General features: G+C 71.7%; 25 protein-coding genes and 2 tRNA genes. 8 read left to right on the top strand and 19 right to left on the bottom strand.

Annotated features, from left to right (window positions below):
- Positions 1 to 2 precede the first annotated feature (2 nt).
- Entirely contained in the window at positions 3 to 1358 is a 1356-nt protein-coding gene (locus tag CLV46_RS07500) for an MFS transporter (RefSeq protein WP_245866631.1), read from the bottom strand.
- A gap of 55 nt (positions 1359 to 1413) precedes the next feature.
- Here CLV46_RS07500 and CLV46_RS07495 point away from each other — a divergent pair, with 55 nt between their 5' ends.
- A complete protein-coding gene (locus tag CLV46_RS07495) occupies positions 1414 to 2376 on the top strand; it encodes an ArsR/SmtB family transcription factor (RefSeq protein WP_100364195.1) in 963 nt (320 codons plus the stop codon).
- Between the two features lie 11 nt (positions 2377 to 2387).
- On the opposite strand, the gene CLV46_RS07490 is transcribed toward CLV46_RS07495, so the two are convergent.
- From CLV46_RS07490 to clpX, 3 genes are all read right to left on the bottom strand, one after another.
- Positions 2388 to 3395: an LLM class flavin-dependent oxidoreductase gene (locus tag CLV46_RS07490; RefSeq protein WP_100364194.1), complete on the bottom strand. Its 1008-nt coding sequence runs from the start codon at positions 3393 to 3395 to the stop codon at positions 2388 to 2390.
- Between the two features lie 62 nt (positions 3396 to 3457).
- Positions 3458 to 4621: a benzoate/H(+) symporter BenE family transporter gene (locus CLV46_RS07485; RefSeq protein WP_100364193.1), complete on the bottom strand. Its 1164-nt coding sequence runs from the start codon at positions 4619 to 4621 to the stop codon at positions 3458 to 3460.
- A gap of 93 nt (positions 4622 to 4714) precedes the next feature.
- The gene (clpX, locus tag CLV46_RS07480; protein ID WP_100364192.1) at positions 4715 to 5992 is read right to left on the bottom strand and encodes an ATP-dependent Clp protease ATP-binding subunit ClpX; all 1278 of its coding nucleotides are present in this window, start codon (positions 5990 to 5992) and stop codon (positions 4715 to 4717) included.
- A 120-nt stretch (positions 5993 to 6112) separates the two neighbouring features.
- On the opposite strand from clpX, the gene CLV46_RS07475 reads away from it, so the two are divergent.
- The 3 genes from CLV46_RS07475 to CLV46_RS07465 all read left to right on the top strand — a co-directional run bounded on the left by CLV46_RS07475 (position 6113) and on the right by CLV46_RS07465 (position 8163).
- A complete protein-coding gene (locus CLV46_RS07475; RefSeq protein ID WP_157802262.1) occupies positions 6113 to 6754 on the top strand; it encodes a hypothetical protein in 642 nt (213 codons plus the stop codon).
- A gap of 78 nt (positions 6755 to 6832) precedes the next feature.
- Entirely contained in the window at positions 6833 to 7555 is a 723-nt protein-coding gene (locus CLV46_RS07470) for a YcnI family copper-binding membrane protein (protein ID WP_100364190.1), read from the top strand.
- Positions 7552 to 8163, top strand: a complete 612-nt coding sequence (locus tag CLV46_RS07465; RefSeq protein ID WP_100364189.1) for a copper resistance CopC family protein — start codon at positions 7552 to 7554, stop codon at positions 8161 to 8163. The genes CLV46_RS07470 and CLV46_RS07465 overlap by 4 nt, the downstream gene beginning before the upstream one ends.
- Positions 8164 to 8227: 64 nt before the next feature.
- Here the strand turns inward: CLV46_RS07465 and CLV46_RS07460 are convergent, their stop codons facing one another.
- The 5 genes from CLV46_RS07460 to CLV46_RS07440 form a co-directional block, all read right to left on the bottom strand.
- Entirely contained in the window at positions 8228 to 8887 is a 660-nt protein-coding gene (locus CLV46_RS07460; protein ID WP_100364188.1) for an ATP-dependent Clp protease proteolytic subunit, read from the bottom strand.
- Positions 8888 to 8913: 26 nt separating this feature from the next.
- Positions 8914 to 9501 carry an ATP-dependent Clp protease proteolytic subunit gene (locus CLV46_RS07455; RefSeq protein ID WP_100364187.1) on the bottom strand — a complete coding sequence of 196 codons (588 nt, stop codon included), beginning with the start codon at positions 9499 to 9501 and terminating at the stop codon, positions 8914 to 8916.
- A gap of 110 nt (positions 9502 to 9611) precedes the next feature.
- Positions 9612 to 10940, bottom strand: coding sequence for an RNA polymerase sigma factor (locus CLV46_RS07450; protein WP_211282164.1), 1329 nt, complete (start codon positions 10938 to 10940; stop codon positions 9612 to 9614).
- A gap of 1 nt (position 10941) precedes the next feature.
- Positions 10942 to 11331 (bottom strand): YciI family protein, encoded by a 390-nt coding sequence (locus CLV46_RS07445; RefSeq protein ID WP_211282163.1) that lies wholly within the window; start codon positions 11329 to 11331, stop codon positions 10942 to 10944.
- Positions 11328 to 11747, bottom strand: a complete 420-nt coding sequence (locus CLV46_RS07440) for a YciI family protein (protein ID WP_100364186.1) — start codon at positions 11745 to 11747, stop codon at positions 11328 to 11330. The genes CLV46_RS07445 and CLV46_RS07440 overlap by 4 nt, the downstream gene beginning before the upstream one ends.
- Before the next feature lie 127 nt (positions 11748 to 11874).
- Here CLV46_RS07440 and CLV46_RS07435 point away from each other — a divergent pair, with 127 nt between their 5' ends.
- On the top strand, positions 11875 to 12348 hold the full coding sequence (locus tag CLV46_RS07435; protein ID WP_100364185.1) for a tetratricopeptide repeat protein: 474 nt from the start codon (positions 11875 to 11877) through the stop codon (positions 12346 to 12348).
- On the opposite strand, the gene CLV46_RS17115 is transcribed toward CLV46_RS07435, so the two are convergent.
- Positions 12327 to 12578 carry a hypothetical protein gene (locus CLV46_RS17115; protein WP_342746107.1) on the bottom strand — a complete coding sequence of 84 codons (252 nt, stop codon included), beginning with the start codon at positions 12576 to 12578 and terminating at the stop codon, positions 12327 to 12329. The genes CLV46_RS07435 and CLV46_RS17115 overlap by 22 nt on opposite strands.
- Positions 12521 to 13042 carry an alpha/beta fold hydrolase gene (locus CLV46_RS07430; RefSeq protein WP_342746106.1) on the bottom strand — a complete coding sequence of 174 codons (522 nt, stop codon included), beginning with the start codon at positions 13040 to 13042 and terminating at the stop codon, positions 12521 to 12523. The genes CLV46_RS17115 and CLV46_RS07430 overlap by 58 nt, the downstream gene beginning before the upstream one ends.
- A gap of 56 nt (positions 13043 to 13098) precedes the next feature.
- Here CLV46_RS07430 and lspA point away from each other — a divergent pair, with 56 nt between their 5' ends.
- Positions 13099 to 13689, top strand: coding sequence for a signal peptidase II (lspA, locus tag CLV46_RS07425; protein WP_100364184.1), 591 nt, complete (start codon positions 13099 to 13101; stop codon positions 13687 to 13689).
- A 183-nt stretch (positions 13690 to 13872) separates the two neighbouring features.
- Here the strand turns inward: lspA and tig are convergent, their stop codons facing one another.
- Together tig and CLV46_RS07415 are read right to left on the bottom strand one after the other, a co-directional pair.
- Complete coding sequence (tig, locus tag CLV46_RS07420; RefSeq protein WP_100364183.1) at positions 13873 to 15237, bottom strand: trigger factor; 1365 nt, start codon at positions 15235 to 15237, stop codon at positions 13873 to 13875.
- A gap of 38 nt (positions 15238 to 15275) precedes the next feature.
- Positions 15276 to 15353, bottom strand: a tRNA-Pro gene (locus tag CLV46_RS07415).
- A gap of 153 nt (positions 15354 to 15506) precedes the next feature.
- On the opposite strand from CLV46_RS07415, the gene CLV46_RS07410 reads away from it, so the two are divergent.
- A tRNA-Gly gene (locus CLV46_RS07410) sits at positions 15507 to 15580 on the top strand.
- Here the strand turns inward: CLV46_RS07410 and CLV46_RS07405 are convergent.
- From CLV46_RS07405 to CLV46_RS07395, 3 genes are read right to left on the bottom strand one after another with little or no spacing between them, the layout of a single operon-like run.
- Entirely contained in the window at positions 15569 to 16003 is a 435-nt protein-coding gene (locus CLV46_RS07405; RefSeq protein WP_100364182.1) for a hypothetical protein, read from the bottom strand. The two genes, CLV46_RS07410 and CLV46_RS07405, sit on opposite strands and share 12 nt — an antisense overlap.
- Positions 16000 to 16305 carry an antibiotic biosynthesis monooxygenase family protein gene (locus CLV46_RS07400; protein WP_100365949.1) on the bottom strand — a complete coding sequence of 102 codons (306 nt, stop codon included), beginning with the start codon at positions 16303 to 16305 and terminating at the stop codon, positions 16000 to 16002. Before CLV46_RS07400 ends, CLV46_RS07405 begins: the two co-directional genes overlap by 4 nt.
- Positions 16306 to 16363: 58 nt before the next feature.
- On the bottom strand, positions 16364 to 16696 hold the full coding sequence (locus CLV46_RS07395) for a hypothetical protein (protein WP_100364181.1): 333 nt from the start codon (positions 16694 to 16696) through the stop codon (positions 16364 to 16366).
- A 793-nt stretch (positions 16697 to 17489) separates the two neighbouring features.
- Here CLV46_RS07395 and CLV46_RS07390 point away from each other — a divergent pair.
- The gene (locus CLV46_RS07390; protein ID WP_157802261.1) at positions 17490 to 20795 is read left to right on the top strand and encodes an SCO7613 C-terminal domain-containing membrane protein; all 3306 of its coding nucleotides are present in this window, start codon (positions 17490 to 17492) and stop codon (positions 20793 to 20795) included.
- Between the two features lie 28 nt (positions 20796 to 20823).
- Here CLV46_RS07390 and CLV46_RS07385 read toward each other — a convergent pair whose 3' ends face one another.
- Genes CLV46_RS07385 through CLV46_RS07375 form a run of 3 tightly spaced genes read right to left on the bottom strand, consistent with a single transcriptional unit; the run spans position 20824 to position 24356 of the window.
- On the bottom strand, positions 20824 to 21477 hold the full coding sequence (locus CLV46_RS07385) for a response regulator transcription factor (RefSeq protein ID WP_100364179.1): 654 nt from the start codon (positions 21475 to 21477) through the stop codon (positions 20824 to 20826).
- A 37-nt stretch (positions 21478 to 21514) separates the two neighbouring features.
- Positions 21515 to 22864 (bottom strand): sensor histidine kinase, encoded by a 1350-nt coding sequence (locus tag CLV46_RS07380; RefSeq protein WP_100364178.1) that lies wholly within the window; start codon positions 22862 to 22864, stop codon positions 21515 to 21517.
- Positions 22845 to 24356: a multicopper oxidase family protein gene (locus tag CLV46_RS07375; RefSeq protein ID WP_100364177.1), complete on the bottom strand. Its 1512-nt coding sequence runs from the start codon at positions 24354 to 24356 to the stop codon at positions 22845 to 22847. The genes CLV46_RS07380 and CLV46_RS07375 overlap by 20 nt, the downstream gene beginning before the upstream one ends.
- Positions 24357 to 24425 lie beyond the last annotated feature (69 nt).

The raw sequence follows: 24425 nt of genomic DNA, 5'->3' as shown, positions 1-24425 counted from the left end.
GGTCAGCGCCGACGCGGCGCCGCGCGCCAGGCGATCGCGGTCGTCCCGAGCGCGGAGACTCCGAAGACGGCCGCGAGGATGCCCCACCCCCACCAGCCGAGGGTCAACGCGGTCACCGTCACGAGCAGCGGGGCCCCGGTGGACCCGATGGCGTAACCGGTGGACAGCAGCCCCTGATACGCGCCGGCGCGTTCGGGACGGGCGAGTTCGAAGCCGAGTCCCCAGATGCCGGCCTGCGAGGTGACCTCGGCGAACGCGTGCGCGAGTGCCGCGAGCACGAGCATGACGATCGCGCCCGTCGCGGCGAACTCGGCGGCACCGGCGTACACGAGGCACGCGGCGACCATGAGCGCCCCGGCGATCGCCGTGATCGTGCCCGCCCAGCGGATCTCGTGCGTACCGCGTGAGAGCGGCACCTGGAACAGGATGACGACCGTCGTGTTGAGCACGAGGAGCACGGCGACCATGACCTCCGGCGCCTCGGTATGGTGTGCGATCCAGAGCGGCACCCCCACCTCCGCGAGCCCGAACTGCATCCCGAACACGCCGCTCAGCGCGGCGAGGGCGAGGTAGCGGCGGTCGCGCCAGGGCGACAGACTGCGGTACCGCCGCCGCTCTTCCACGGTCGGCTTCGACTCCGGTCGCGCGGCGTCCACCCGGGCGGGCAGGCGACGCAGCGGCAGCACGCTCGCGAGGTAGGCGAGGCCCGCGACGACGAGCGTCAGACGGTACGCGTCGGCCGTGCCGACGGCCAGCGCCGCACCCGCGCCCGCCGAGCCGATCGCGATCCCGAGGTTCATCACGGTGCGGAGCACCGCGCGGGCGCCCACGCGCGCCTCGCTCGTGAACGCCCGGGCGACGATCGCCGACCGGGCCGAGTGACCGGCACTGTTCGCCCCGACCACGACGCTCGCCACCAGCATCGCGAGCGGCAGTGTGGTGACCGTCGTGTAGGCGAAGAACCCGACCGCCTCGATGACGGCCGCACCGATGACGATGCGACGGGCGCTGAAACGGTCGGCGAGCTGACCGCCGAGCTGCGAGGTGACGATCCCGACGAGGTTGCCCACCGTGACCACGGCGGCCACCTCCCCGATGTGGAGGCCGACCACGAACGTGAAGTACAGCACCGTGACCGCGTGGAAGATGCCGCGCCCGAGCGCGGAGACGAAGGTCGCGACCGAGAGCGCCCTGAGCACCGGGTCCGCGTCCACCCACCGACGACCCAGGCGCATCCGCCCAGCGGCACGGGGTGCGCCGGCGGTCTGCGCTGCCGCGCTCGAGCCGTTCTCGGCGGCCTCGGACGGCTCCTGGCTGGGGATCTCGCCGGTCGGGGCGGATGCGGTGGGTGCGGTCACCCGTCCTTTCTGCCACCCGCCATCGACGGAGGGAAACGATGTAGCGTTGCGCTACATGTTGCGGTATCGGCTGACCGGCTCGGATCTCGGCGAGGTGCGGTTCGGCATCTCCCCGCTGTGCGAACTCGGACTCTCGCTGCGCGCCATCCGCGACCCCTCCCGCTTCCCCTTGCAGGTCGGCTGGTTGCGCGCGACCGAACGCGCACGATCACGTGTCGACCTCGACGCGCTGCTGCCGTTGCTCAACGACCGCACCTGGTCGCCCGACTTTCTGAACCCGCGTCCCGAGTCGCCGCTCACCCGGGTGGAGGACGAACTCGCCGCGCTCGAACGCCTCGACCCCGACGTGTTCGCCCGGCAGATCGCGTCGGTACACGGACACGTGCCTGAGCGGATCGCCGCGGATCCCCGCGCCGCTCGGGATCGCGTCGTGCGCGCCCTGCGCGAGCTGTGGCACGCGTGCTTCGCGCCCTACTGGCCGCGCATGCGCGCGGTCCTCGACGCGGACATCGCCTACCGCGGGCGACAGGTCGCCCGACACGGTCTGGCCGCGATGCTCAACGGGCTGGCACCGACGGTGAGCTTCGCCGACGACGTCGTGAGCGTCACCATGAAGGACCCGCGGGATCGGGAGTTCGCGACCGACGGGGCGGGCCTCACCCTCGTGCCGACGATGTTCACCCGCCGCGCATCCGTCCCGGTCGACGACGGGCCTCCGCTCATCCTCTACTCGGCCCGCGGTGCCGGCACCCTGCTGCCGCGTGAACCGGATCGAGACCCGGCCGCCGTCGCGGCGCTGCTCGGCGCCGCGCGCACCGACCTGCTCGTCGCCCTCCGCGACCCGGGCTCCCCCACGTCGCTCGCCGCCCGATTCGGGGTCACTCCGTCGGCCGTCGCGCAGCACTTGCGTGTGCTGCGCGAGGCGGGACTCGTGTCGGCCACCCGGGCCGGGCGCAGCGTGCTGTACCTGCGCACCGACCTCGCGTCGGCGCTGCTCGCGGGGCGTGCCCTCGACTGATCGCGGAATCGTCAGGCGGCGAGCTCGGCGAGGGTGCGCACCCGCTGCTCGAGCGTCGGACCCTGCGGAGCGACGATGACCTCGTCGGCGCCGGTCGCCTGCCGCAGCTCGGCGACCCGAGCTCGCACGTGCTCGGCGTCGCCGACGGCCTGGTGCACCATCCGCTGTTCGAGCATCGCCCATTCGGCTTGCGACCAGTCCTTCGACGCCGCCTCGGCCGTCTCGAGGGAGACGACGCGGCCGGGACGGGAGCCGCGACGCAACTGCAGCTGGGTGTGAAGCTGCGGCAGCATGAGCCGGCGGGCCTCCGCGGCGTCGTCGGCGACGAGCGCGGCCACGGCGACCGCGGACTTCGGCCGGGTCAGCACGACGGACGGCGTGAACGCGTCGCGATAGAGGTCGAACGCGACCGGGGTGTTCGGACCACCGGCGAAGTGGTGCGCGAAGGCGTACGGCAGCCCCATCATGCCGGCGAGCCGAGCGCTGAAATCGCTCGAGCCGAGCAGCCACAGCTCGGGGGCGTCGCCCATGCCGGGCACGGCGATGACGCGGGAGCCGACGCCGTTCTCGAGAGCGGGGATCGTGCCGAAATACGCGAGCAGCTCGATGATCTGGTTCGGGAAGTCGTCGACCGTCTCCGCGCCGACGTTGCGGCGGATGGCGTTCGAGGTCACCGGATCGGTGCCGGGCGCACGACCGAGCCCGAGGTCGATCCGGTCGCCGTGAAGGGCGACGAGCGTGCCGAACTGCTCCGCCACGACGAGCGAGGAGTGGTTCGGCAGCATCACACCGCCGGAACCGACCCGGATGCGTTCGGTCGCCGCCGCGATCGCGCCGATCAGCACGGGCGGGGCGGACGAGGCGACTGCGGGCATGTTGTGGTGCTCGGCGACCCAGAACCGGGTGTACCCGAGCCGTTCGGCCTCCTGGGCGAGTTGGATGCTGTCGGCGAGGGCGGCGGCGTGCGTCGAACCCTCGAAGACGGTGGCGAGATCGAGTACGGAGAGCGGAGCGTCCATTCCTTCGTACAACAGGTGCGCCCCCGACGGCATTCCTGTGCGGCAGGAGCAGTTCGCACCGGTCACCGCGAGAGGCGCCGGCGACCCCATCCGAGCCAGGCCATGACGACCCCGCCGACGACGAGACCCCAGAACGACGACCCGATCCCGGCGATGGTGACGCCCGAGGCGACGACGAGGAAGGTGGCGATCGCGGCGATCCGGTGCTCGGCCTCCTCGAGTGCCGCGACGACGGCGGCGATGAGGGCGCTCAAGAGGGCCAGGCCCGCGACAGCGGTGATGAGCACCGGGGGCGCCGCGGCGACGAGCGCGCTCGCGAGTCCCGCGGCGAGTCCGAGCGCCAGATACACGACGCCGCCCGAGACGGCCGCGATCCATCGTCTCGAGCGGTCCGGATGGGCGTCGGGGCCGGCCATGATCGCGGCGGAGAGCGCGGCGAGGTTGACCGCGTGCGCCCCGAACACGCTGCCGAAAGCGGTCACCGCACCGGAGCCGACGAGCACCGCGCGCGCCGGCGGGTCGTCGTAGCCGAGGGTCGTGAGCACGGCGAAACCGGGCACGTTCTGACCGGCCATCGTGACGATGTAGAGGGGCAGCCCCAGGCTCACGATGACGAGAGGGTCGAACACCGGCACCACGAACTCGACGCGCGGCGCGACCCCGTCGCCGACGAGCCAGTCTCCCCCGGCGGTCATGCCGATGCCGACCGCCGCCACGACCATCGCCGCGGGAACGGCCCAGCGGGGCGCGAGCCGCACCAGCACGAGCCACACCCCGACGACCGGAAGCGCCAGCAGCGGGATCTCGATCGAGGCGGTGACCGGAGCGATGCAGATGGGGAACAGGATGCCCGCGAGCATGGCGCTGCCCACGGGGCGCGGAATGCGCACGACGGTGCGGCGCAACCACGGCCACAATCCGGTCGCCAGGATGAGCACGCCGCAGACCAGGAACGCCCCGACCGCCGCGCGGAAGTCGCCGGTCACGGCGTGCGCGCTGACGAGCACCGCCGCACCGGGCGTCGACCAGGCGAACGACAACGGCAGCCGGGTGCGCCAGCTCAGCAGCACCGCGAGCACCCCCTGTCCGATGCAGAGCACGAGCAGACCGGATGCGGCCTGCGCGGGGGTGGCGCCGACGGCCTGCAGACCGGCGATGACGATCGCGAACGAGCTCGCGAAGCCGGTGACGGCGCCGATGACGCCGGCGGCGAGGGGCTGGATCATGCGGCGACTCCCGTCGGGCGAGCCCCCAGCCTAGGCACGCGGAGGGGTCAGGCCGCGCTCATCCGCGAGGCCAATCGGCGCTCCGTGGACGGCTCAGGCCGACTTCTCGGTGCGCAGCTGCGTGCGCGGAACGATCGTGGGGGCGGCGTTCTCGAGCACGGCCGCGCGGGTGACGACCACTCGAGCCACCTCGTCGTCGGAGGGCACCTCGAACATGATCGGCCCGAGCACCTCCTCGAGGATCGCGCGGAGACCGCGCGCACCGGTCTGCCGCAGCACGGCGAGATCGGCGATCGCCTCGAGCGCGCCCTGATCGAATTCGAGCTCGACCCCGTCGATCTCGAACATGCGCTGGTACTGCCGCACGAGCGCGTTCTTCGGCACCGTCAGGATCTCCATGAGCGCGACCTGGTCGAGCTGCGTGACCGTCGTGACGACCGGGAGACGACCGATGAACTCGGGGATCAGCCCGAACTTGTGCAGGTCTTCCGGCAGCACCTCGCTGAAGAGGTTCACGTCGTCGTTCTTGCTGTGCAGCGGGGCTCCGAAGCCGATCCCGCGCTTGCCCGCACGCTGCGAGATGATGTCCTCGAGACCGGCGAACGCGCCCGCCACGATGAACAGCACGTTCGTCGTGTCGATCTGGATGAACTCCTGGTGCGGGTGCTTGCGTCCACCCTGCGGCGGCACCGAGGCGACCGTGCCCTCGAGGATCTTCAGCAGCGCCTGCTGCACACCCTCGCCCGACACGTCCCGGGTGATCGACGGGTTCTCCGCCTTGCGGGCGATCTTGTCGACCTCGTCGATGTAGATGATGCCGGTCTCCGCGCGCTTCACGTCGTAGTCGGCGGCCTGGATGAGCTTGAGCAGGATGTTCTCGACGTCTTCACCGACGTAGCCGGCCTCGGTGAGCGCCGTCGCGTCGGCGACCGCGAAGGGCACATTGAGCCGCTTCGCGAGGGTCTGGGCGAGGTAGGTCTTGCCGCAACCGGTCGGCCCGATGAGCAGGATGTTGCTCTTGGCGATCTCGACATCGTCGATCACCGCGTCGGCGGCGGCGAGCGTCTGCCGGGAGCGGATGCGCTTGTAGTGGTTGTAGACCGCGACGGAGAGCGCGCGCTTGGCCTGCTCCTGTCCGATGACGTACTCCTCGAGGAAGGAGTAGATCTCCTTGGGCTTGGGCAGCTCGAACTCGCTCGAGGTCTCCTCGCTCGCCTCGGCGAGTCGTTCCTCGATGATCTCGTTGCACAGCTCGACGCATTCGTCGCAGATGTACACCCCGGGACCCGCGATGAGCTGCTGCACCTGCTTCTGGCTCTTGCCGCAGAAGGAACACTTGAGCAGGTCGGCGCTCTCCCCGATCCTCGCCATACCGTGCCTCCCTCGTGCCGAGTACCGCGTGTACCCGAGCCTAACCCGATCCTCCGTCCCGGGAGGCCACTGTGCACGCATGTTGCGGCTCAGTTCGTCGTCAGCGAACCCCGTAGGGTGGTGGCGACCCAACCGGTGCAGCGTCCGCTGCGAATCATCCGCGTGGAGGCCCGTCGCATGCTCAGCCGCTCGGCACGTCTCGTGCGCGCGTGGTCCGGCGCCGCGGTGACGGGTGTCGTCGCCGCGGTGTTGCACGCGTCGGCGGGGGGCGGGTTCCCCCCGATCGGTGCGATCCTGCTCGCGGCGGCCTTCTCCGGGCTCGGCGGCATGGCTCTCATCGGCCGGACCCTCTCGACCGGTCGGCTGGCCGCGGCGGTCGCGCTCGGGCAGGTGATGTTCCACCTCGTCTTCACCCTGGCCGGCACGGGCGATGTCGCCGTCACGAGTGCCGGACACCACGGCATGCTGCATCTCGCCGCCGGACAGGCGGACGCGGTCGCCCACCACTCCGGACCGATGATGTGGTTGGCCCACGGCGTCGCCGCGATGATCACGGTCATCGCCCTGCGGAGCGCGGAACGCGTCGTCTGGGGCGCCTCGGCCTTCGCCCGACTGCTGCTGCGGCGGCTGCGTCCCGTCGTGGTCGCCCCGCCGCGATCCGTCCCCCCGGCTCCGCCGATCGGGCGCGACGTGCCGCGTCTCGTGGCCCGCGCCGTGGCGCAGCTCCCCCGCCGCGGTCCCCCGCTCGCCGCATCCGCCTGACCCGGTTCCCGGATCGGGCGGATTCCGCGACCCCGATCCGCGCCGCGCTCCGCGGCGAACAGAACCGAAAGAACACGCATGCGTACACGCACCTTCACCCTGCCCGCACTCGCCCTCCTCGCCGGAGGCGCGCTCGCGGTGGCGGCCCCGCTCGCCGCCTCCGCCCACGTCACCGTCGCACCGGATGATGTCGATCCCGGCGACTACGCCCTCGTCACCGTCAAGGTGCCCAACGAGTCGGCGACCGCCGGAACCTCGCAAGTGGCGATGACACTCCCCTCCGACACCCCGTTCACGAGCGTGCGCTTCGTGCCGGTGCCCGGGTGGACCGTCGAGTTGCAGCGGGAGACGCTCGATGAGCCCGTCACGGTCGGCGAGAACGAGATCACCGAGGCGGTCACCCGTGTCGTGTGGACCGCCGCGCCGGGATCCGAGATCGCCGACGGCCAGCTGCAGACCTTCCAGCTGTCCCTCGGACCGGTGCCCGACACGGGCACGGTACTCCTGCCCACCGACCAGACCTACACCGACGGCGAGGTGGTGAGCTGGAGCGAGGAGGACCCCGACGCCGAGCACCCCGCTCCCGCGCTGTATGTGAACGATGAGCCCGCCGGGGGCCACCACGGTGCCGCGGCGGACGACCACGGATCGGACGCCGCCGAACCGGAGACCGACTCCGCCGCGCAGACGACGGATGCGGCGCCGGTCGACGTGCTCGCCCGTGTGCTCGGGGTGCTCGGTCTCGTCGTCGGCGCGGTCGGCGTCGTCATCGCGCTCCTGTCACGCCGGCGGGCCGCGTGAGACGGCCCCTCGTCGCGATCGCGGCGCTCACCCTCGGGGTGGGCGTCGCGGTCGCTGCACCGCTCGCGGCCTCCGCCCACAGCTATCTCGTGGGTTCGACACCGGTCGCCGACAGTACCGTGACGGAGGCGCCGGAGCTGTTCTCGGTCACCATGAACGAGAACGTGCTCGACGTCACCGGCGAGGCGGCCGGCTTCGCCCTGCAGGTGCGCGATGCCGACGGTCGCTACTACGGCGACGGCTGCCTCACGATCGAGGGGGCCACCGTGTCCACCACGGCGAAGCTCGGCGAGCCGGGCGCGTACACGCTCGGCTGGCAGGTGGTCTCGGCGGACGGTCACACCGTGTCGGACGAGCTCTCGTTCGAATGGGCGCCGCCCGCCGGGTACGCGCCGGCCGAGGGGGCGGACTCCCCGGGAGACTGCGGCGGCACCGTCGATCCGGCCCCGCCGTCCGAGGCGGACGGCGGGAACGCCGACGGGCCGGCTGACGACGCGGGGGCCGCTGTGCCGCTCGCCGATCTGCTCTGGATCGGCGGTGCCGTGCTCGCCGTCGCGGCGGCCGTGGTGGTCGCGTTGCTCGTCGCGGGACGTCGCCGGGCCGACTGACGTCGGCATACGGGAACGGCCCCGCATCCGAAAGGATGCGGGGCCGTTTCGCGTGGCGCGTGAACTACTTGACCAACGCGGTGCCGCTCTTGCGGCTCGTGAGCACCTGGTCGATGAGGCCGTACTCGAGCGCCTCCTGCGCGGAGAGGATCTTGTCGCGCTCGATGTCGGCGTTCACCTGCTCCTGCGTGCGGTTGGAGTGCTTGGCGAGCGTCTCCTCGAGCCAGGTGCGCATGCGCAGCACCTCGCGGGCCTGGATCTCGATGTCCGACGCCTGACCGCGACCGGCGTCACCGGTGGCCGGCTGGTGGATCAGCATGCGGGCGTTGGGCAGCGCGAGCCGCTTACCGGGGGCACCTGCGGCCGCGAGCACCGCCGCGGCCGACGAGGCCTGGCCGAGCACGGTGGTCTGGATCTGCGGGCGGATGTACTGCATCGTGTCGTAGATCGCCGTCATCGCGGTGAACGAGCCACCGGGCGAGTTGATGTACATCACGATGTCGCGGTCGGGGTCCTGGCTCTCGAGCACGAGCAGCTGGGCCATCACGTCATCGGCCGACGCGTCGTCGACCTGCACACCGAGGAAGATGATGCGGTCCTCGAAGAGCTTCGCGTAGGGGTCCTGCCGCTTGTAGCCGTAGGCGGTGCGTTCCTCGAACGAGGGCAGCACGTAACGGCTCTCGGGCATGTTCGCCGCGGTGCCGCCGAAGGTGGGGATGTTCATGAAGGTGTCCTTAGTCGATCGGGCGGTCACTTGTCGTTGGTTCCGCCGCCGCCGATGACGTCGCTGGCGGATTCGCGGATGTGGTCCACGAAGCCGTACTCGAGCGCCTGCTGGGCGTTGAACCACCGGTCGCGGTCACCGTCGCGGTTGATCTGCTCGACCGACTTGCCGGTCGCCTCCGCGGTGATCTCGGCGAGGCGGTTCTTCATGTCGATGATGAGCTGCGCCTGCGTCTGGATGTCGGAGCTGGTGCCGCCGAAGCCGCCGTGCGGCTGGTGCAGCAGCACGCGTGCGTTGGGCGTGATGTACCGCTTGCCCTTGGTGCCCGCGGTGAGCAACAGCTGACCCATCGACGCGGCCATGCCGATGCCGACGGTCACGATGTCGTTCGGCACGAACTGCATGGTGTCGTAGATCGCCATGCCGGCCGTGATCGAGCCGCCGGGCGAGTTGATGTAGAGGTAGATGTCCTTATTGGAGTCCTCCGCCGCGAGCAGCAGCAGCTTCGCCGAGATCTCGTTGGCGTTGTCGTCGCGAACCTCGGAGCCCAGCCAGATGATGCGGTCTTTCAGAAGTCGGTCAAAAACACTGGGGGCCAGTGTTGCTTCGGCCATGTGAAGAGCTCCCTATCACTCGTTGTGGTGTCGAATCTATCGGAGCCAACGCATCCGAAATGGACTGTTCGCCGTGGGCAGATCGACACTGCGCCGTGGGTGGATCGACGTCAGGCGTGGCGCGCGCGGACGGCGTCGGAGCGCCGTCGTGTCAGGTGCTCACGCTCGGCGTCGTTGGCGCATCGGGCGAGCGCGTCGTCGTAGGCCGCGACCGCTTCGGTGGGGCGTCCCGCCCGGGCAAGGAGTTCCGCCCGCACGGCAGGGAATCGATGCCCGGGCGAAGTGAGCGCATCCACGTGCTCGGGCGGGAGTGCGTCCAGTTCGGCGAGCCCCGCCTCGGGACCGCGGAGTTCGGCGATCGCGACGGCCCGGTTGAGTCGCACGACCGGCGAGTCGGTGAGTGTCACGAGTTCGTCATAGCGCTGCACGATCCGTTCCCACGCGGTCTCGGCGGCGCTCGGGGCGATCGCGTGCTCGGCCGCGATGAGCGCTTGGAGGAGGTACGGCGCGGCGGGTGCGTGGGCGAGCGGCGTGAGCAGCGCGAGCGCCTCGAGCGTCTCGTCGGTCCGCCACAGGCTGCGGTCCTGCTCGGGCAGCAGCACGAGCCGGCCGTCGCGCACCCGCGCGTCCCGGCGGGCGTGCTGCAGGAGCAGGAGGGCGAGGAGGGCGTCGAGTTCGGAACGGTCCACCGAGTCCGCCTCGTGCGTTCCGTCGAGCAGCTGCCGCACGACGCGGACGAGACGGATCGCCTCTCCGGCGACGTCCGCGCGTAGGGCGTCGACGCCGGAGCCGGGCGCGTAGCCGGAGGTGAAGGCGAGATACGCGATGTCGGCGACGACCGCGATCCGCTCCGCGAGCTCGCGTCCGCCCGGCAGTCGTAACGATTGCGTGGCGAGCGCTTTGCGGGCACGCGTGAGCCGCGCGGCCATCGTGCTGGGACGGACCAGGAACAGCCGGGCGAGGTCGTCCGTGGAAATGCCGAGCACGAGCCGGAGGGTCAGGGCCGCCGCGGCATGCCGCGGAAGGCTCGGGTGCGCGCACAGCACCACGAGACGCAACCGTTCGTCGGGAATGGGCCGCTCCTTCACCTCGCCACCCTCCTCCCGGCTCGCGATGCCGACCGGGTCGGTGAGGGCGGCGCGGGCGGACTCGTGCAGTTCCGCGTCCACGCGCAGCAGCGGCAGCGTGCGCGCGGCGACCGCCTCCGCCCGCACGCGGTCCACGAGCCGACGTCGGGCGGCGATGAGCAGCCACGCGGCCGGTTGTGCGGGTGCGCCGTCGACCGGCCAGGTGCGCGCCGCCGCCTCGAACGCATCCGCCAGCGCATCCTCGGCGAGATCGAGCCGGCGGGATCCCGCGGCCAGCAGTGCCAGCAGCCGCCCCCACTCCTCGCGGAGGACGAGCGCGAGCACCTCCGCCGGCCCGATCGCGTCGCTCACCTCAGTCGACGCCCCGTCGGTCGCCCCAGGCGACGTCCGGGTACACGTCGAGGAGCGGACGCACCTCGACGGTGTACTCCGAAGGCAGTAATCGGGCGATCTCCACCGCCGTGTCGAGATCCGGGAGTTCGATGACGTAGAACCCTCCCACCTGCTCGACCGACTCCGCGTACGGCCCGTGCGTCAGCGGACGGCCGGCGGCGGATCCTGGCCGCAGCGTGACGGCCTCCTCCGGTCGGCTCAGGGCGTCGCCGTAGCGGAGCACACCGCGCGCGCGGACCGCGTCGGTGAAGGCACGGAACGCGTCGAAGACCGCCTGCTGGTCCGCGTCGCTACTCGCGTCCCAACGGTCGAAGTGGTCGGGCTCCGTCATCAGCACGAGGAACTTCACGAGGTCACCGCCGCTTCGTCGACGATGTCGGTTCCTCCGGCCGGCTCAGCGCCGTCCGGGGTGCTCCCGTCGACGACGGCGCGGACCTCCACGCCGCCGTCCGAGCCGGCGATGATCCCGCAGATCCGCACCAGGTCGTCGAGGTCGTCGGAGTCGACGAGGTAGAAGCCGGAGAGCTGCTCCACAGTCTCCGCGTACGGGCCGTCCGTGATCGTGAGGTCGCCGTCTCCGGTCGACCGCACGACCTTCGCGGTGCGCGAGTGGGTCAGTTCCGCGCCCCCGGTCATCCGGTGGCCGCGTTCGGCGAGCAGCCGAGCGAACTCGGCGTGGCGGGCGTAGGTCTGCTCCCGCTCCTCCCGTGTCGCGGCCTCCCAGACCGCCTCGTCCCCGGGCAGCAGCACGGCGTAGGTCGTCATGGTCCGATCCTTTCGTTCGTTGAGGTTGCTGTCACCTCTCTGACGGGCGAGATCGGCCGGATCGACATGTTCGGTTCCGGAATCCTCGATCCGGTGGCCGCATGCGGCGATAGCGTGGGCTCCCGTGATGGAACAGCACTGGCGCGATCGGGTCGAGCACGTGTGGGATCGCACGTCGGAGCTGTCGGATGCGGAGGTGCTCGCGGCGATCGACGCGCTCGTCGCCGAGCGGCCGGATGACGACGCCGAGGCGCTCTTCGAGGCCGCGTCAGGCCGCGACTACGCGGGACTCGAGGCGGAAGCCGCCCCGCTGTACCGGGAGGCGCTCGAGGCCGGACTGGACGAGCCGTTCCGTACGCGCGCGCTCATCCAGTTGGGTAGCACGCTGCGCAACCTCTCGGACTACGACGCCTCACTCGAGGTGCTCGACGGTGTCGACGACGGGCATCCGCTCGCTCCCGCGGCCGCGGCGTTCCGTGCGCTCACGTTGCGCGACGCCGGTCGACCGGACGATGCCCTTGCGGCTGCCCTGACCGCACTCGCTCCCACGCTGCCGGAGTTCGGCGGCGCGGTGGCCCGCTACGCCCGCGAGCTGTCTTGACCGAGCGCCGCGACGATCGTCGCGGCGAGTTCGGCCGGACGCGTGAACTGCGGCCAGTGCCCGGTGGGGAGTTCGACGAGGTTGTAGTCCCGCAGTGTCGCGAGCTCCGTCGTGTACGGGTGTCCCTGGGCGATCAGGGCACGGAACTGCTCGGCCGGGAACGTGCACGTGATCACCACCGAGCGGATGTCGCGGTGCGCGTCGCCGCCGGAGAGCTCCAGCGGGTCCATCGCGACCCGCGCCGGCTGCGACACCGCGCGGGCACGGAGGCGGCCCGGAGTTCGTCGGTGAGACCGACGAGCTGCCGGTCGTCGAACAACGTCCAGTCGGGCAGCGGGATGTCGGCACCGTCGCTGGGGAGCTGGTCATTGATGCTGTCCCCCTCGCCGAGCGGGCCGGAGTCGACATAGATGACGCGGGAGATGCGTTCGGGTCGCGCGTCCGTCACCGCGTAGGCGATGACGCCGCCACCGGAATGCCCGACGAGCGCGACGGGTGCTTCGATCGCGTCGACGAGGGCGACGACCGAATCGATGTGAGTGCGCAAGGTCACCTCGGACCGGTCCGCCTCCGCGCTCTCGAGTCCGGGCAGGGTCGGCGTGTGCACGGTGTGCCCGGCATCCCGCAGGGCCGGCGCGATGCCGTCCCACGAGTCGCCGCGCAGCCAGAAACCGGGGATGAGGATGACGTCCATGCGGCGAGGCTATGCCGGGGCACCGACATGCCGTCGGGGCTGAGAGAATCATCGGGATGAGCGACACAGCCGGCACGCCGACCGCCGAAGGCACCCATCCGGACGGCGCGGGGCGGCCGGCCAGCTGGTCGGACCGCGCCCCTTGGATCGCCTCCGCGATCGCTCTCGTCGTGGTCGTCGTCGACCAGCTCTCGAAGCTCTGGGCCGAGCAGAATCTGGAGCTCGGCACCCGCACCCCCGTGCTGGGCGACGCACTCGGGATCCAGCTCGCCTACAACCCGGGCGCGGCGTTCTCGCTCGGGGAGGACGTGACGTGGGTCTTCACGATCCTCGCCGGCCTCGCGATGCTCGGGATCGCGTGGTTCGTGGTGCGCGTGCGTTCGCGGCTCTGGGCCGTGTGCCTCGGCCTGCTGCTCGGAGGCGCGGTGACGCACTTCGGCGACCGCTTGCTGCGCGCGCCGTCGTTCGGCCAGGGACACGTGGTCGACTTCATCGCCTACTTCGACTGGTTCATCGGCAACGTGGCCGACATCGCCCTGTTCGTCGGCGCGGTCGTGCTCTTCGCGCTCACGATCCGGAACGTGCCGCTGCGTCCACAGACCGCCGGATCCGCGGCCGCCACCGAGGCTGGGACGCCCGCAAGCTGACCACCCGGGTCGGCCGCCCGGGCATCCTGAGCCACCGGGCCCCCACCTCCCCCGGTCGATCTCCCGTCGCACATTGCGGGTCGTGGCTTCCCCGACCCGCATTTCGCGACGGGAAATGCCGGCCCTGGAACGACGAACGCCGACCGGACGGATCCGGTCGGCGTTCGGTGGAGAGGCTCGCGATCAGTGCGAGTGGCCCTCGTGACCGTGGTCGTGGTCATGGTCGTGACCCGCGTGCTCGTCGATCTCGACGGGCTCGTCGACCGGCGCGGAGCCCGCGGCGGTGAACTCGCTCAGGTCGATCTCGTTGCCGTTGGTGTCGACGACCTTCGCCTTGCCGAGCGCGACCGCGAGCGCCTTCGAGCGCGCGACCTCGCCGACCATGGCCGGGATCTGGCCGTTCTGGTCGAGCACCTGGATGAACTCGCCCGGCTCCATGCCGTACTGGGCGGCACCCTGCACGAGGTAGGTCGTGAGTTCCTGCTGGCTCACCTTGACCTCCTCCTTCTCGGCGATCGCGTCGAGCAGCAGCTGGTTGCGGAACGTCTTCTCGCTCGCCTCGGTGACCTCGGCGCGGTGGGTGTCGTCCTCGAGGCGGTTCTCGTTCTCGAGGTGACGGTGCACCTCCTGCTCGATGAGCGACGGCGGCACCGGGATCTCGACCTTCTCGAGCAGCGCCTCGACGAGCTTGTCGCGGGCGGAGGCACCCTGGCCGAACACCTTCGACTTGGCGAGCTGCTCGCGCAGGTCGGCCTTGAGCTCGTCGAGCGTGTCGAACTGGCTCGCGATCTGCGCGAAGTCGTCGTCGGCCTCGGGCAGCTCGCGCTCCTTCACCGACGTGAGCGTCACCTCGATGAGCGCGGTCTCGCCCTCGTGGTCGCCGCCGAGCAGCTTCGACTCGAACGTGGTGGTCTCGCCGGCGGTGAGGGTGTCGAGCGCCTCGTCGATGCCCTCGATGAGCTCGCCGGAGCCGATCTCGTACGAGATGCCCTGAGCCGTGTCCACCTCGGTGTCGCCGATGCGGGCGATGAGGTCGATCTGGGCGAAGTCGCCGGACTTCGCCGGACGCTCCACGGTGACGAGCGTGCCGAAGCGGCTGCGGAGGTTCTCGAGCTCCTGCTCGACCTCGTCATCCGTCACCTCGGCCGCATCCACCTCGACCTGCAGGCCCTCGTACTCGGGCAGCTCGAAGTCGGGACGCACGTCGACCTCGACGGTGACGAGCAGGTCGCCGGAGAAGTCCTTCTCGCTCGGCCACTCGGCGATGTCCGCCTCGGGGCGACCCAGCGGACGCACCTTCTCCTGCTCGACCGCGTCGCGGAAGAACCGGTCGAGGCCTTCGCTCACCGCGTGGTTGAGCACCTCGCCGCGACCGACACGCTGGTCGATGATGGGCGGCGGCACCTTGCCCTTGCGGAAGCCGGGGATGTTCACCTGCTCCGCGATGTGCTTGTAGGCGTGGTCGATGCTGGGCTTCAGCTCGTCGGGGGTCACCGTGATGGTGAGCTTGACGCGGGTGGGGTTGAGCTTCTCAACCGTGGTCTTCACGATTCGATGTCTCCTGAGGTAGGGGTGTCAGGTCCGGATGGTCGGGGCGACAGGATTCGAACCTGCGACCTCCCGCTCCCAAAGCGGGCGCTCTAGCCAAGCTGAGCTACGCCCCGGCATGCGGTACGGCCGAATCCGATCGACACGATGCGGATCGTCCGAAAAAGGCCTCGTGAAGTCTAGCCCGATTCGCGCCGCGGTATTCCGGATGCGACGGCGCCGGTCTCACGCGTCCGGTACAGTAGGTCCGCAGTCGCCTCGGCGACCGCGGGGATGTAGCTCAATGGTAGAGCCTCAGTCTTCCAAACTGATGGTGCGGGTTCGATTCCCGTCATCCCCTCCACTGTCGCCCCGTCAGCGGTTGCCCGGGCACCTCCATCTGCGGATGGACCGCTGTGAGCGCACCGATCACCGCGACGGCCATCCCGGTGAGGACCGCGGTCCCGCCCCTCCCGTCGGTGCTCGAGTAGATCGTCGCGAGCACGGCGAACAGCGCGGCGCCACCGAGTGCCACCGCCGCGAGCCGGCCCCCGCGGGAAGGCCACCGTGCCGCGAGGGCCGGCGCGGCCGCGCCGAACAACACCGGGGCGAGGAGGTGCGGCCACAAGCCGAGCGCCAGCCAGACGACCGTCAGCGGAGCAACGAAGAACGCCGCGAGGGACGAGCCGACGCTGAGCGCGAAGGGCAACGCGGCGATGTCGATGACCACGACCGCTGTGCAGACGGCGACGACGACGCTGCGCAGCCAGACCGGCCACCGCGTCATCGGGGGTCCGCGGTCAGCACGGTCTCGAAGTGCTCGACCGTGGGGAACGGGTCGTAGAAGTGGTGCAGCAGCGCCTTCCACTCCTGATACTCGGGCGAACCGCGGAACCCGACCTCGTGGTGTTCGACGCTCTCCCAGTGCACGAGCAGGAGGTAGCCGTTCGGTCGCTCGACGCACCGCGCGAGGGCCAGGTCGAGAAAGCCCGGCATCGACGCGATGATCGCGGATGCACGGGCGAACGCACGCTCGAAGTCGTCCTCCATGCCCGGTCGGACGGTGAGCGGCGCGTGTTCGAGGATCATGACGCCATGCTGCCGCATGCGGGAACGGCCCGCCCCTCCCGGGACAGGCCGGTCGGTATCAGGCGGCGGCGAGGCGTCGCTGCCGAGCCGGTTCCGGCTCCGCCGTCGCCTTCTCGGTCGCCCGCATCGGCGGGATGAGGGCGGGCAGCGGAGGCATGAAGACATGGCGTCGCACGACCTGGCGCGCGACGTCCTCGATCGAGGAGCAGTAGCTGCGGACGTCGGCACGGCCGACGCAGACGACCTCGAACAGGTCGCCGCGCTGCGTGACGAAGGCGAGCAGGCCGTCGAGGCCGGTCGCCGGGGCACGGCGATCGCGCACAGCCCAACCGCCGGGCATCGGGGTGAGGCGGATGTCCGCTTCGGTGACGGGACGCGCTTGACGAGGCATGGTGTTCCTCCCTGTTCCTGCGGGTCGGCTTCAACCCGCATGTCTTTCCTATGAGAGGCACCTGAGTGACCCCTGAAAGGGGGGTGCCCGGCGGCGCTGGTGTCTCCTCCCCCTTCGTGAACCGGTGGGTCGTTCTCCCCATTGCGGCGAGGAGCACTCACCTGCACGCTGGAACGCCGCTAACGTGAGGCGACGACAGGGGAACGGGAGCATGGCCGGAATCGACTACCTCCGTTACGTGGGGCGCGTGCTGTTCCCCCGTGAACCGCGGGATCTGACGGACACCGGTCGCTGCCCCGCGTGCTTCACCCCACTGCGCGCGTCGACCTGTCATGTCTGCGGGCTCGACCTCGCCCACCCCGCGTCCACGGAGCTCGCTTCCGCGTCCACCCGGGCCGCGGAACTGCTCGACGAGCGCCTGCGCATCATCGGGCGCATCCGATATGAGACCGCGCATCCGGCCCCTGCTGCGGTGACCCCGACTGCCGAGACGGCACCCGGCACGCCCACGGCGCCCCCGATCCCCGCGCCGGCGCCCGCGGCAGCGTCCAGCCCCGTATCCGCGCAGTCGAACGCCGTCGCCGCACCTCGCCCGGTGGCCGCTCCCCCTGTGCCCTCCCCGGTCGCTCCGCGCCCGCCCGTGCCCCCCACCGGACCGGTCGCCTCCCCAGCCCCCTGGGCGTCGCCCGCGGAACCCTCCTCCGCTCCGTCCGCCGACCGTCCCGCGCCCCCCGGTCTCGGGAGCCCGCCGCCCGCGGCGGAGCAACCCCGCGGGCGCCGGTCCGGAGTGCAGGTGCTCCTGCTGATCGCGGGCATCTCGCTCCTGTCGATCGCCGCGATCGTCTTCACGGTGCTGGCGCTGTTCACCTTCGGCGTGGTCGGCCGCAGCATCGTCATCGCGGCCGTCACCTTCACCGCGATCGCCGTCGCCACGTTGCTGCGACGGCGCGGGCTCGACGCGACCGGCGAGGGCATCGCCGTGTTCGCCGTCGTCCTCGTGCTGCTCGACGTCTGGGCCGTCCGCGCCAACGACCTGTTCGGCGCCGCCGGCGCGGAGAGCACGCTGTACTGGGGAGCGGGCCTGACCGTCGTGACCGTCGGCGCGGCGGTCTGGAGCCGAGCGGCTCGACTGCGCACCCCGCTCGTCGCCGCCGCCCTCCTCGTCACTCCGGGGGTCGGGCTGCTCACCGCCGGCGTCGCCGCGGAGCTCCCCGACACCACGCGCGCGTTCGCCGCCTCGCTCGTGGCGTCCCTCGTCGCGCTGCTCATCCCGCTCGCGGTGCTCGCCGAGCGTCGGCCTGCAGTGTTCGAGCGTTACGTCGTGCTCGTCGGCGCCGCCCTGGCGGGAACGGGCGCCCTCGCCACTGGTGCTCTCGTCGGTGACCGGGCCTGGGAGGTCGGCGTCGCGCTCGGCGTCGCGGCCGTGCTGTGGGCCGCCGTCGCGTTCCGCGCGCTGCGCGACGACACGCCGCCCCGCATCCGTCCCCACCTGTTCGCCGTGGGGGCGGCCGTCGCGCTCGCGGCGATCGCGCCGCTCATGGCGACCCGGGTCGAGGATCCGGAGCCGTTCCTGGCCATCGCGCCCCTCGCGACCGCCGCCGTGGCGCTCGGCGCCGACGTCGCGAGTGCGCGGGCCGGGAGGGCCCGTTCCGCGCTCACCGCCGCCGCGATCGCCGCCGGTGTGCTCGCCGCACTCATCCTGCTGGTTCCGTTCGGTGTCGCGGTGATCCGCACGCTCGTCGTGCTGGCGGAGGCCGTCGTCGGCGCGTGGACGGTCGAACCCGTCCAGGTCGTCGTCGACACGGACCCGACGCTGCCGTGGTCGATCGCGGGGCTCGCCGCCGTCGTCGGCCTCCTCGTGGCGGCCCGCCGCCTCGGCGGGCACCTGCGACCGCTGGGCATCGTGTTCGCCGCTTCGGCGGTCGTCGTCGTCTTCGCCGTCACCGCGGTGCCCGTCCCGCTCGTGCGCACCGCGCTGTGGCTCGGGATCGCGCTCGCGGCCATGGCCGCTCTGCGCTCGGCCGCCGTGCGTGGGCGGCCGGCGCTGGCCCTCACCCTCGCCGTGACGGCACCGGTGGCGTCGCTGTTCGGCTACCTCACCGGGTGGGCGGCCGACGGCACCTGGATCGCCACCGGCCTCATCGTCATCGCACTGCTCGTGCTCGCCCGGTCCACGCCGGGGGCCGGCGTCATCGCACGGACGACAGCCGTCGCCCTCAGCGTCGGTGTCGCCACCGGGCTCGCGATCGGCCTCGCCGCGGCCGCGGTCGCCGCGCCGCAGCCGGCGCTGACCCTCGACGGCCACCGGTTCGTCACCGTGCTCGCCGTCGTCGTGCTCCTCACCGCTGCGGTCCTCCCCCGCATCCCGGCGCTCGAGCGACGCGCCCTGTTCTGGTCGGGCCTCGTCATCGGCCTGCCGGCCTTCGCCGCACTGGCCGCGGCGCTGAACGCCGGGGCGACGCCGGAACTCCTCCTCGAGCCGCTCAGCTCGCTCGTCGTGGGCTCGGCCCTCGTGGTCGCTCTCGCTCTCTGGTCCGCCGCGCCGTCGCTCCGCCCGCTGCGCCCGGAGCGTGTCGCGGCCGCCGTCGCCACCGGACCCGCGCTGTTTCTCGCCCTCGACGCGCTCGCTCGGCTCACCGGGATCCACGCTGTCGCCGCGTTGAGCGTGCCGGTCGTCGCGGCGTTGCTCGTGGCCGCCGCCGCACTCGCCCGCGCCGTCCGCACCGACCCCGGGGTCCCCCGCATCGCCGGCGAGGCGGGCGCGCTCGTCGTCGGATTCCCCGCCGTCGCGACCGCGCTCGGGCGCGGAGACGACTCGGGGTGGCTCGTGCTCGTACTCGCGGCGGTCGCCGTGCTGATCGCGGCCGTGGACCGGGACGGACTGTTCGGCTCGAGCTCGAATCGACGGCACCTCGGCTGGCTCGCCCTCGCCCTCGCCATCGGGGGCCTCTGGTGGCGGCTCGGCGGCGACGGGGTCGACGCGCTCGAGGCCTACCTGCTGCCGGTGACGGGTGCGCTGCTCGCGGTCGCGGCACTGCTGTGGCGGGCGCGACGCTCGGGGCGTGCCGCCGAGCTCGTGCCGCCCTCGCTCACCCTCGCCGCCCTCCTGGTCTCCGTCGTCCCGCTCGCGCTCGACGCCTTCGACGGCGGATCGCTCCGCATCGTCGTCATCGCCGCCGTCTGCGCGATCGGCGCGATCCTCGCGAGCGCGTTCCGCCCGTCGACGGGAGCGCGGCCGTACCTCGACGCTGTCGTCGCCGCGGGTGTGCTCGGCATCACCATCGCGGGCGTCGGACGAGCGCTGTGGACGAGCCGCCACGGCAGCACCGGGCCGGAACCCGACCTCTGGGCGATCGCTGTCGTCGCCGCGCTCGCGATCGTCGCCGCGCTGCAGTCGCACGGCACCCCCTCCCCGGCCCGCGCGCGGGTGGCGAGCGCCCTCGTGCTCGCCGCGATCGCCGCCGCACTCCTCGTCGAACTGCCGCTGCTCGACGACGGCACCCTCGGTGGCCTCCGGGCGCTCGCCCTCATCGCCGTCCTCGGTCTCGTGCACCTCGCCGGGCTCGCCGCGCCCCGCCCGCCGATCGACCGGGTCGTCGGCTGGGTCGCCCTCGGCGGATCAGGCGCGACCGCGGTCGCCGGCGTCGCGGTGGCCGCACTCGAGCCGGTCGAATGGGGCAGCGTGCCGCTCGCCCTCGTGCTGCTCGCCGGCGGCACGATCGTGATGACCCGCGACCCGCGCGCCCGCAGCTGGCCCTGGTACGGACCGGGCGTGGCCGTGCTGCTCATCCCCTCGCTCGTCGCCACCCTGTGGGATCGGCCGCTGTGGCGGCTCGTCGCCCTCGGCGTGGCCGGTGTGGCGGTCGTCGTCATCGGCGTCGTACGCCGGCTGCAGGCCCCGTTCCTGATCGGCATCGCGGTCACCCTCGTGCACGCGATCGCGACGTTCGCGCCGCAGATCCGCGCCGTGTACGAGACCGTGCCGCCGTGGCTGTGGCTCGCTCTCGGCGGCATCCTGCTCACCGTGCTCGCCGCCCGTTACGAGCAGCGCCGCAAGAACGTGCGCGACGCGATTCGCGGCATCTCCGCGCTGCGCTGATCCGCGCAGCCGTCCGAACGCGGCCGGTTCAGGCGCTGTGCTGCAACCAGGCGAGCACCGCGAGCACCCGCCGATGATCGGTGCCCGAGTCCTCGAGCCCGAGCTTCGAGAAGATCGCGGTGACGTTCTTCTCCACCGCACCCACCCCGATCACGAGCCGCTCGCCGATCGCGGCGTTCGTGCGCCCCTCCGCCATGAGCGTCAACACCTCGCGCTCCCGAGGAGTCAAGGTCGACAGCGGGTCGTGACGGCGACCGAGCAGCTGGGCGACCACTTCCGGGTCGAGCACCGTGCCCCCGTCGCGGATGCGGTCGATCGCCTCGGCGACCTCCGACAGCGACGCGACCCGGTCCTTCAGCAGGTACCCGACGCCGCCGCGCCCCGACGACAGCAGTTCCTGCGCGTAGGTGACCTCGACGTACTGCGACAGCAGCAGGATGCCCACCTCCGGGGAGCGGCGACGGATCTCGATCGCCGCCCGCACCCCCTCATCGCGGTAGTCGGGCGGCATGCGCACGTCGAGCACCACGAGCTCCGGCGCGAGGTCGGCGAGTTCCGCGAGCAGTGCATCGGCCGAGCCGAAGGCGCCGACCACCTCGTGGCCGGCTTCCTCGAGGATGCGCACGAGACCCTCGCGCAACAGCAGGGAATCGTCGGCGACGACGACGCGGGCGGAACTCACCCCGCCAGCGTAGGACTCCGCAGTGGTCACCGTGCGGTCACGGTGCCACCGGGATGCCCACCGGCAGGTGGGCCGACAGGATTGTCGGGCCACCGGCCGGGCTGAACACCTCGAGGGTGCCGCCGACCCCGCGCACCCGCTCGTCGAGCCCCGCGAGCCCGTGCCCCTCGACCGCGCTCGCGCCCCCGCGGCCGTCGTCCGACACGATGACGTCGAGCCATCCCGATGCCGGTTCTTCTCCGGAGCGCACGGCCACCCGGATCTCGGCGTTCGACGCCTCCGCATGCTTCGCGGCGTTCGCAAGGGCCTCGCTCCCGACGAAGTAGGCGGCGCGCTGCACCTCGTCGGGCAGGTCGATCCCGGCCGGGCTCTCGTCGACGAACGTCGTCGGCAGCGGACTCCGTGAGGCGAGCGAATCGAGCGCGGCGACGAGCCCCCGGTCGAGCAGGAGCGGCGGTGCGAAGCCGCGCGACAGGGCACGCAGCTCGTCGAGCGCATCCTTCGACTGCCGGCGTGCCTCCGCGATGAGCTCCCGCGCGCGATCCGGGTCGCCTTCGAGCTGCCGCTCCGCCGCGGCGAGATCCATCTGCAGGCGCACGAGACGCTGCTGCGGTCCGTCATGGATGTCGCGCTCGAGCCGGCGGAGGGCGGTACCCTCGGCGGCCACCGCGGCGGTGCGCGAGGCGGAGACCTCCGCGACCCGGCGCTGGAGCGCTTCGCTGTCGAACGCGGCGAGCATCACCCGCGCGATCGCCCACTGCAGTCGCGTCAGGGCGTGCGTGACGAACGGCAGGGTGACGAGGGCGATGACCCCGATGATGAAGAAGAACACGTTGTCGGCGAGCCGCTGCTCCGTCGACGGGTCGGAGCCCGGGAACAGGAATCCGACGGTGATGTCGAGGAAGTTCCAGTCGCGCTCCGACGGGATCCATCGCGAGTAGATCCAGTACGACGTCCCCCCGAGCGCGATCGACAGCCACGCGATCGTGACCGACCAGACGAGTGAGCCGACGATCGGCACGACGAGCACCGAGTGCAGCAGGTACAGCCAGTAGTGACCGCCGATGATCGGGCGGGTCAGCCGTCGCCAGAAGCCGCCGTCATCGCTCGACGACCACGAGGGCCTGCGGATGGGCGGGGTTCCGGCCAGTCGTAGCCGCGCCAGCTCGAACGTCCCGGCGCCGCGCGCGGTGTAGAGCGCTCCGACGAGCACGAACACTCCCAGCACGATCGGAAGCAGACCGATCCCGAGCGAGAACAGCACCGCGAGCACCACTTGCGAGACGATCACGATCGGCAGGAGCGGCAGCAGGTAGCCGAGCTCGCGCGGCACCCCCGCCCAGAGGCGGGGGTACAGCGGGCGACGCTCAGTGGGTGTGGTGCTCATCGTTCTCTCCGATCATCATGGCGGGCTTCTGCCCCTTCTCGACCACCACGAATTGCGCCATCATGCCGGTGTCCTCATGACGCAGCAGGTGGCAGTGGATCATGTAGGGCGAGGCCGGGTCGGCGTAGTCCTCGAAGCGCAGTCCGAGCCGGAACTCCACCTGAGGCGGCAGGTAGACGGTGTCCTTCCACCCGTTCAGCTCGGGAGGCGGGACCTCGCCTCCGACGCTGAGTACGCGGAACTGCACGTCGTGCACGTGGAAGTTGTGCGGCATCGCCATGTCGTTGCGCACGTGCCAGATCTCGGTCGTGTCGAGCGTGACGACCTCGTCGATGCGCGCCATGTCCATGTTCTGCCCGTTGATCTGGGTGCTGTCGAGCGTGAACCGACGCTCCGCCGAGGGCCGGTCGAGATCCGGGATGTCCTCGAGCGCGACGAGGGACGTCGGCACGGCGGGCGAGGGCCGCAGCGCATCCGCGGCTCTGAGTTCGAGCACGTCGAAGCTGTCGCCTCCGCCGTTCGAGCCGCCGAACGGCACCGTGCCGCCGAGCTCCGGAGGCCGGGAGCGCAGCACCACCCGCTCGCCCGGCCCCACGCGGACCACGATCTCCGCGCGCTCACCCGGCGAGAGCCGCACGTGGTCGGTGCGGTGGGGCGCCGCGAGCAGTCCGCCGTCCGTCGCGATCTGGTCGAACGACCGGTCGTCGGCGAAGGCGAAGTCGTACACGCGAGCAGGCGACGCGTTCACGAGCCGCAGCCGCACGGATTCGGTCGTCACGTCGAGGAACGGACCCAGCGTCCCGTTGACGAGCAGCCGGTCGCCGAGCGGGCCGACGAAGTCGCCCTGACCGCGTTCGAACTCGCCGTCACCGTCGAAGCGCACGTCCTGCACGATGACGGGCACGTCGTCGACGCCGTACTCGCGGGGCAGCGGCAGAGCGGATGCGTCCCGGTCGTCGAGCAGGAACGCCCCGGCGAGCCCGCGTGCGACGTGCTCCTCCGTCTCCCCGTGCGGGTGCGGGTGGTACCACAGCGTCGCGGCCGGTTGATCGATGACCCACTCCGGCGCCCACGTCCCACCGGGGGCGATCGGCTGGTGCGGTCCACCGTCCATCGCCGCCGGGAGGTGCATCCCGTGCCAGTGCACGGTCGTCGTTTCCTCGAGCTCGTTGGTCACCTCGACGCGCACGCGCTCCCCTCGGCTCGCCCGCAGGGTCGGGCCGAGGTGGGCGCCGCTGAACCCCCAGGTGGTCGTGCGCACCCCCTCCTCGAACTCGGATTCGCCCTGCTGCGCCGTGAGGGAGAACACCCGGACGCCGTCCGCATCCACCCTCGACGGGGCGAGCGGGGGCACGGCGAGGGGACGCTCGAACTCGACCTCGCCGACGGTGCTGATCGGAGTGCCGCCGGTCAGTCCGCAGGCGCTCGTCACCGTGACGAGCACCGCGGCGGCGAGGGCGGCGGCAGGTCGGAGGACGGGGCGCGGAGTCATGCATCGAGCCTCGCCGGGCGCGCCCGCGGCCCCCATCCGACGGCCTCCCGGATGCATGGTGGGGTTTCC

It is taken from the genome of Diaminobutyricimonas aerilata, assembly GCF_002797715.1.
In the GTDB taxonomy this organism is placed as follows: domain Bacteria; phylum Actinomycetota; class Actinomycetes; order Actinomycetales; family Microbacteriaceae; genus Diaminobutyricimonas; species Diaminobutyricimonas aerilata.
The sequence above is the reverse complement of the archived record's forward strand: the minus strand, read 5'-3'. Positions and strand labels throughout refer to the sequence as shown.

Coding starts and splice junctions, on each gene's coding strand:
- CLV46_RS07395 (WP_100364181.1), bottom strand. CDS start 16,696: ATGCCTCGTCAAGCGCGTCCCGTCACCGAAGCGGACATCCGCCTCACC.
- CLV46_RS07460 (WP_100364188.1), bottom strand. CDS start 8,887: ATGAACATCCCCACCTTCGGCGGCACCGCGGCGAACATGCCCGAGAGC.
- CLV46_RS07440 (WP_100364186.1), bottom strand. CDS start 11,747: ATGACGACCTACGCCGTGCTGCTGCCCGGGGACGAGGCGGTCTGGGAG.
- CLV46_RS07400 (WP_100365949.1), bottom strand. CDS start 16,305: ATGATCCTCGAACACGCGCCGCTCACCGTCCGACCGGGCATGGAGGAC.
- CLV46_RS07490 (WP_100364194.1), bottom strand. CDS start 3,395: ATGGACGCTCCGCTCTCCGTACTCGATCTCGCCACCGTCTTCGAGGGT.
- CLV46_RS07495 (WP_100364195.1), top strand. CDS start 1,414: ATGTTGCGGTATCGGCTGACCGGCTCGGATCTCGGCGAGGTGCGGTTC.
- CLV46_RS07430 (WP_342746106.1), bottom strand. CDS start 13,042: ATGGACGTCATCCTCATCCCCGGTTTCTGGCTGCGCGGCGACTCGTGG.
- CLV46_RS17115 (WP_342746107.1), bottom strand. CDS start 12,578: ATGGACCCGCTGGAGCTCTCCGGCGGCGACGCGCACCGCGACATCCGC.
- lspA (WP_100364184.1), top strand. CDS start 13,099: ATGAGCGACACAGCCGGCACGCCGACCGCCGAAGGCACCCATCCGGAC.
- CLV46_RS07435 (WP_100364185.1), top strand. CDS start 11,875: ATGGAACAGCACTGGCGCGATCGGGTCGAGCACGTGTGGGATCGCACG.
- CLV46_RS07380 (WP_100364178.1), bottom strand. CDS start 22,864: ATGAGCACCACACCCACTGAGCGTCGCCCGCTGTACCCCCGCCTCTGG.
- CLV46_RS07405 (WP_100364182.1), bottom strand. CDS start 16,003: ATGACGCGGTGGCCGGTCTGGCTGCGCAGCGTCGTCGTCGCCGTCTGC.
- CLV46_RS07375 (WP_100364177.1), bottom strand. CDS start 24,356: ATGACTCCGCGCCCCGTCCTCCGACCTGCCGCCGCCCTCGCCGCCGCG.
- CLV46_RS07455 (WP_100364187.1), bottom strand. CDS start 9,501: ATGGCCGAAGCAACACTGGCCCCCAGTGTTTTTGACCGACTTCTGAAA.
- CLV46_RS07485 (WP_100364193.1), bottom strand. CDS start 4,621: ATGATCCAGCCCCTCGCCGCCGGCGTCATCGGCGCCGTCACCGGCTTC.
- clpX (WP_100364192.1), bottom strand. CDS start 5,992: ATGGCGAGGATCGGGGAGAGCGCCGACCTGCTCAAGTGTTCCTTCTGC.
- CLV46_RS07470 (WP_100364190.1), top strand. CDS start 6,833: ATGCGTACACGCACCTTCACCCTGCCCGCACTCGCCCTCCTCGCCGGA.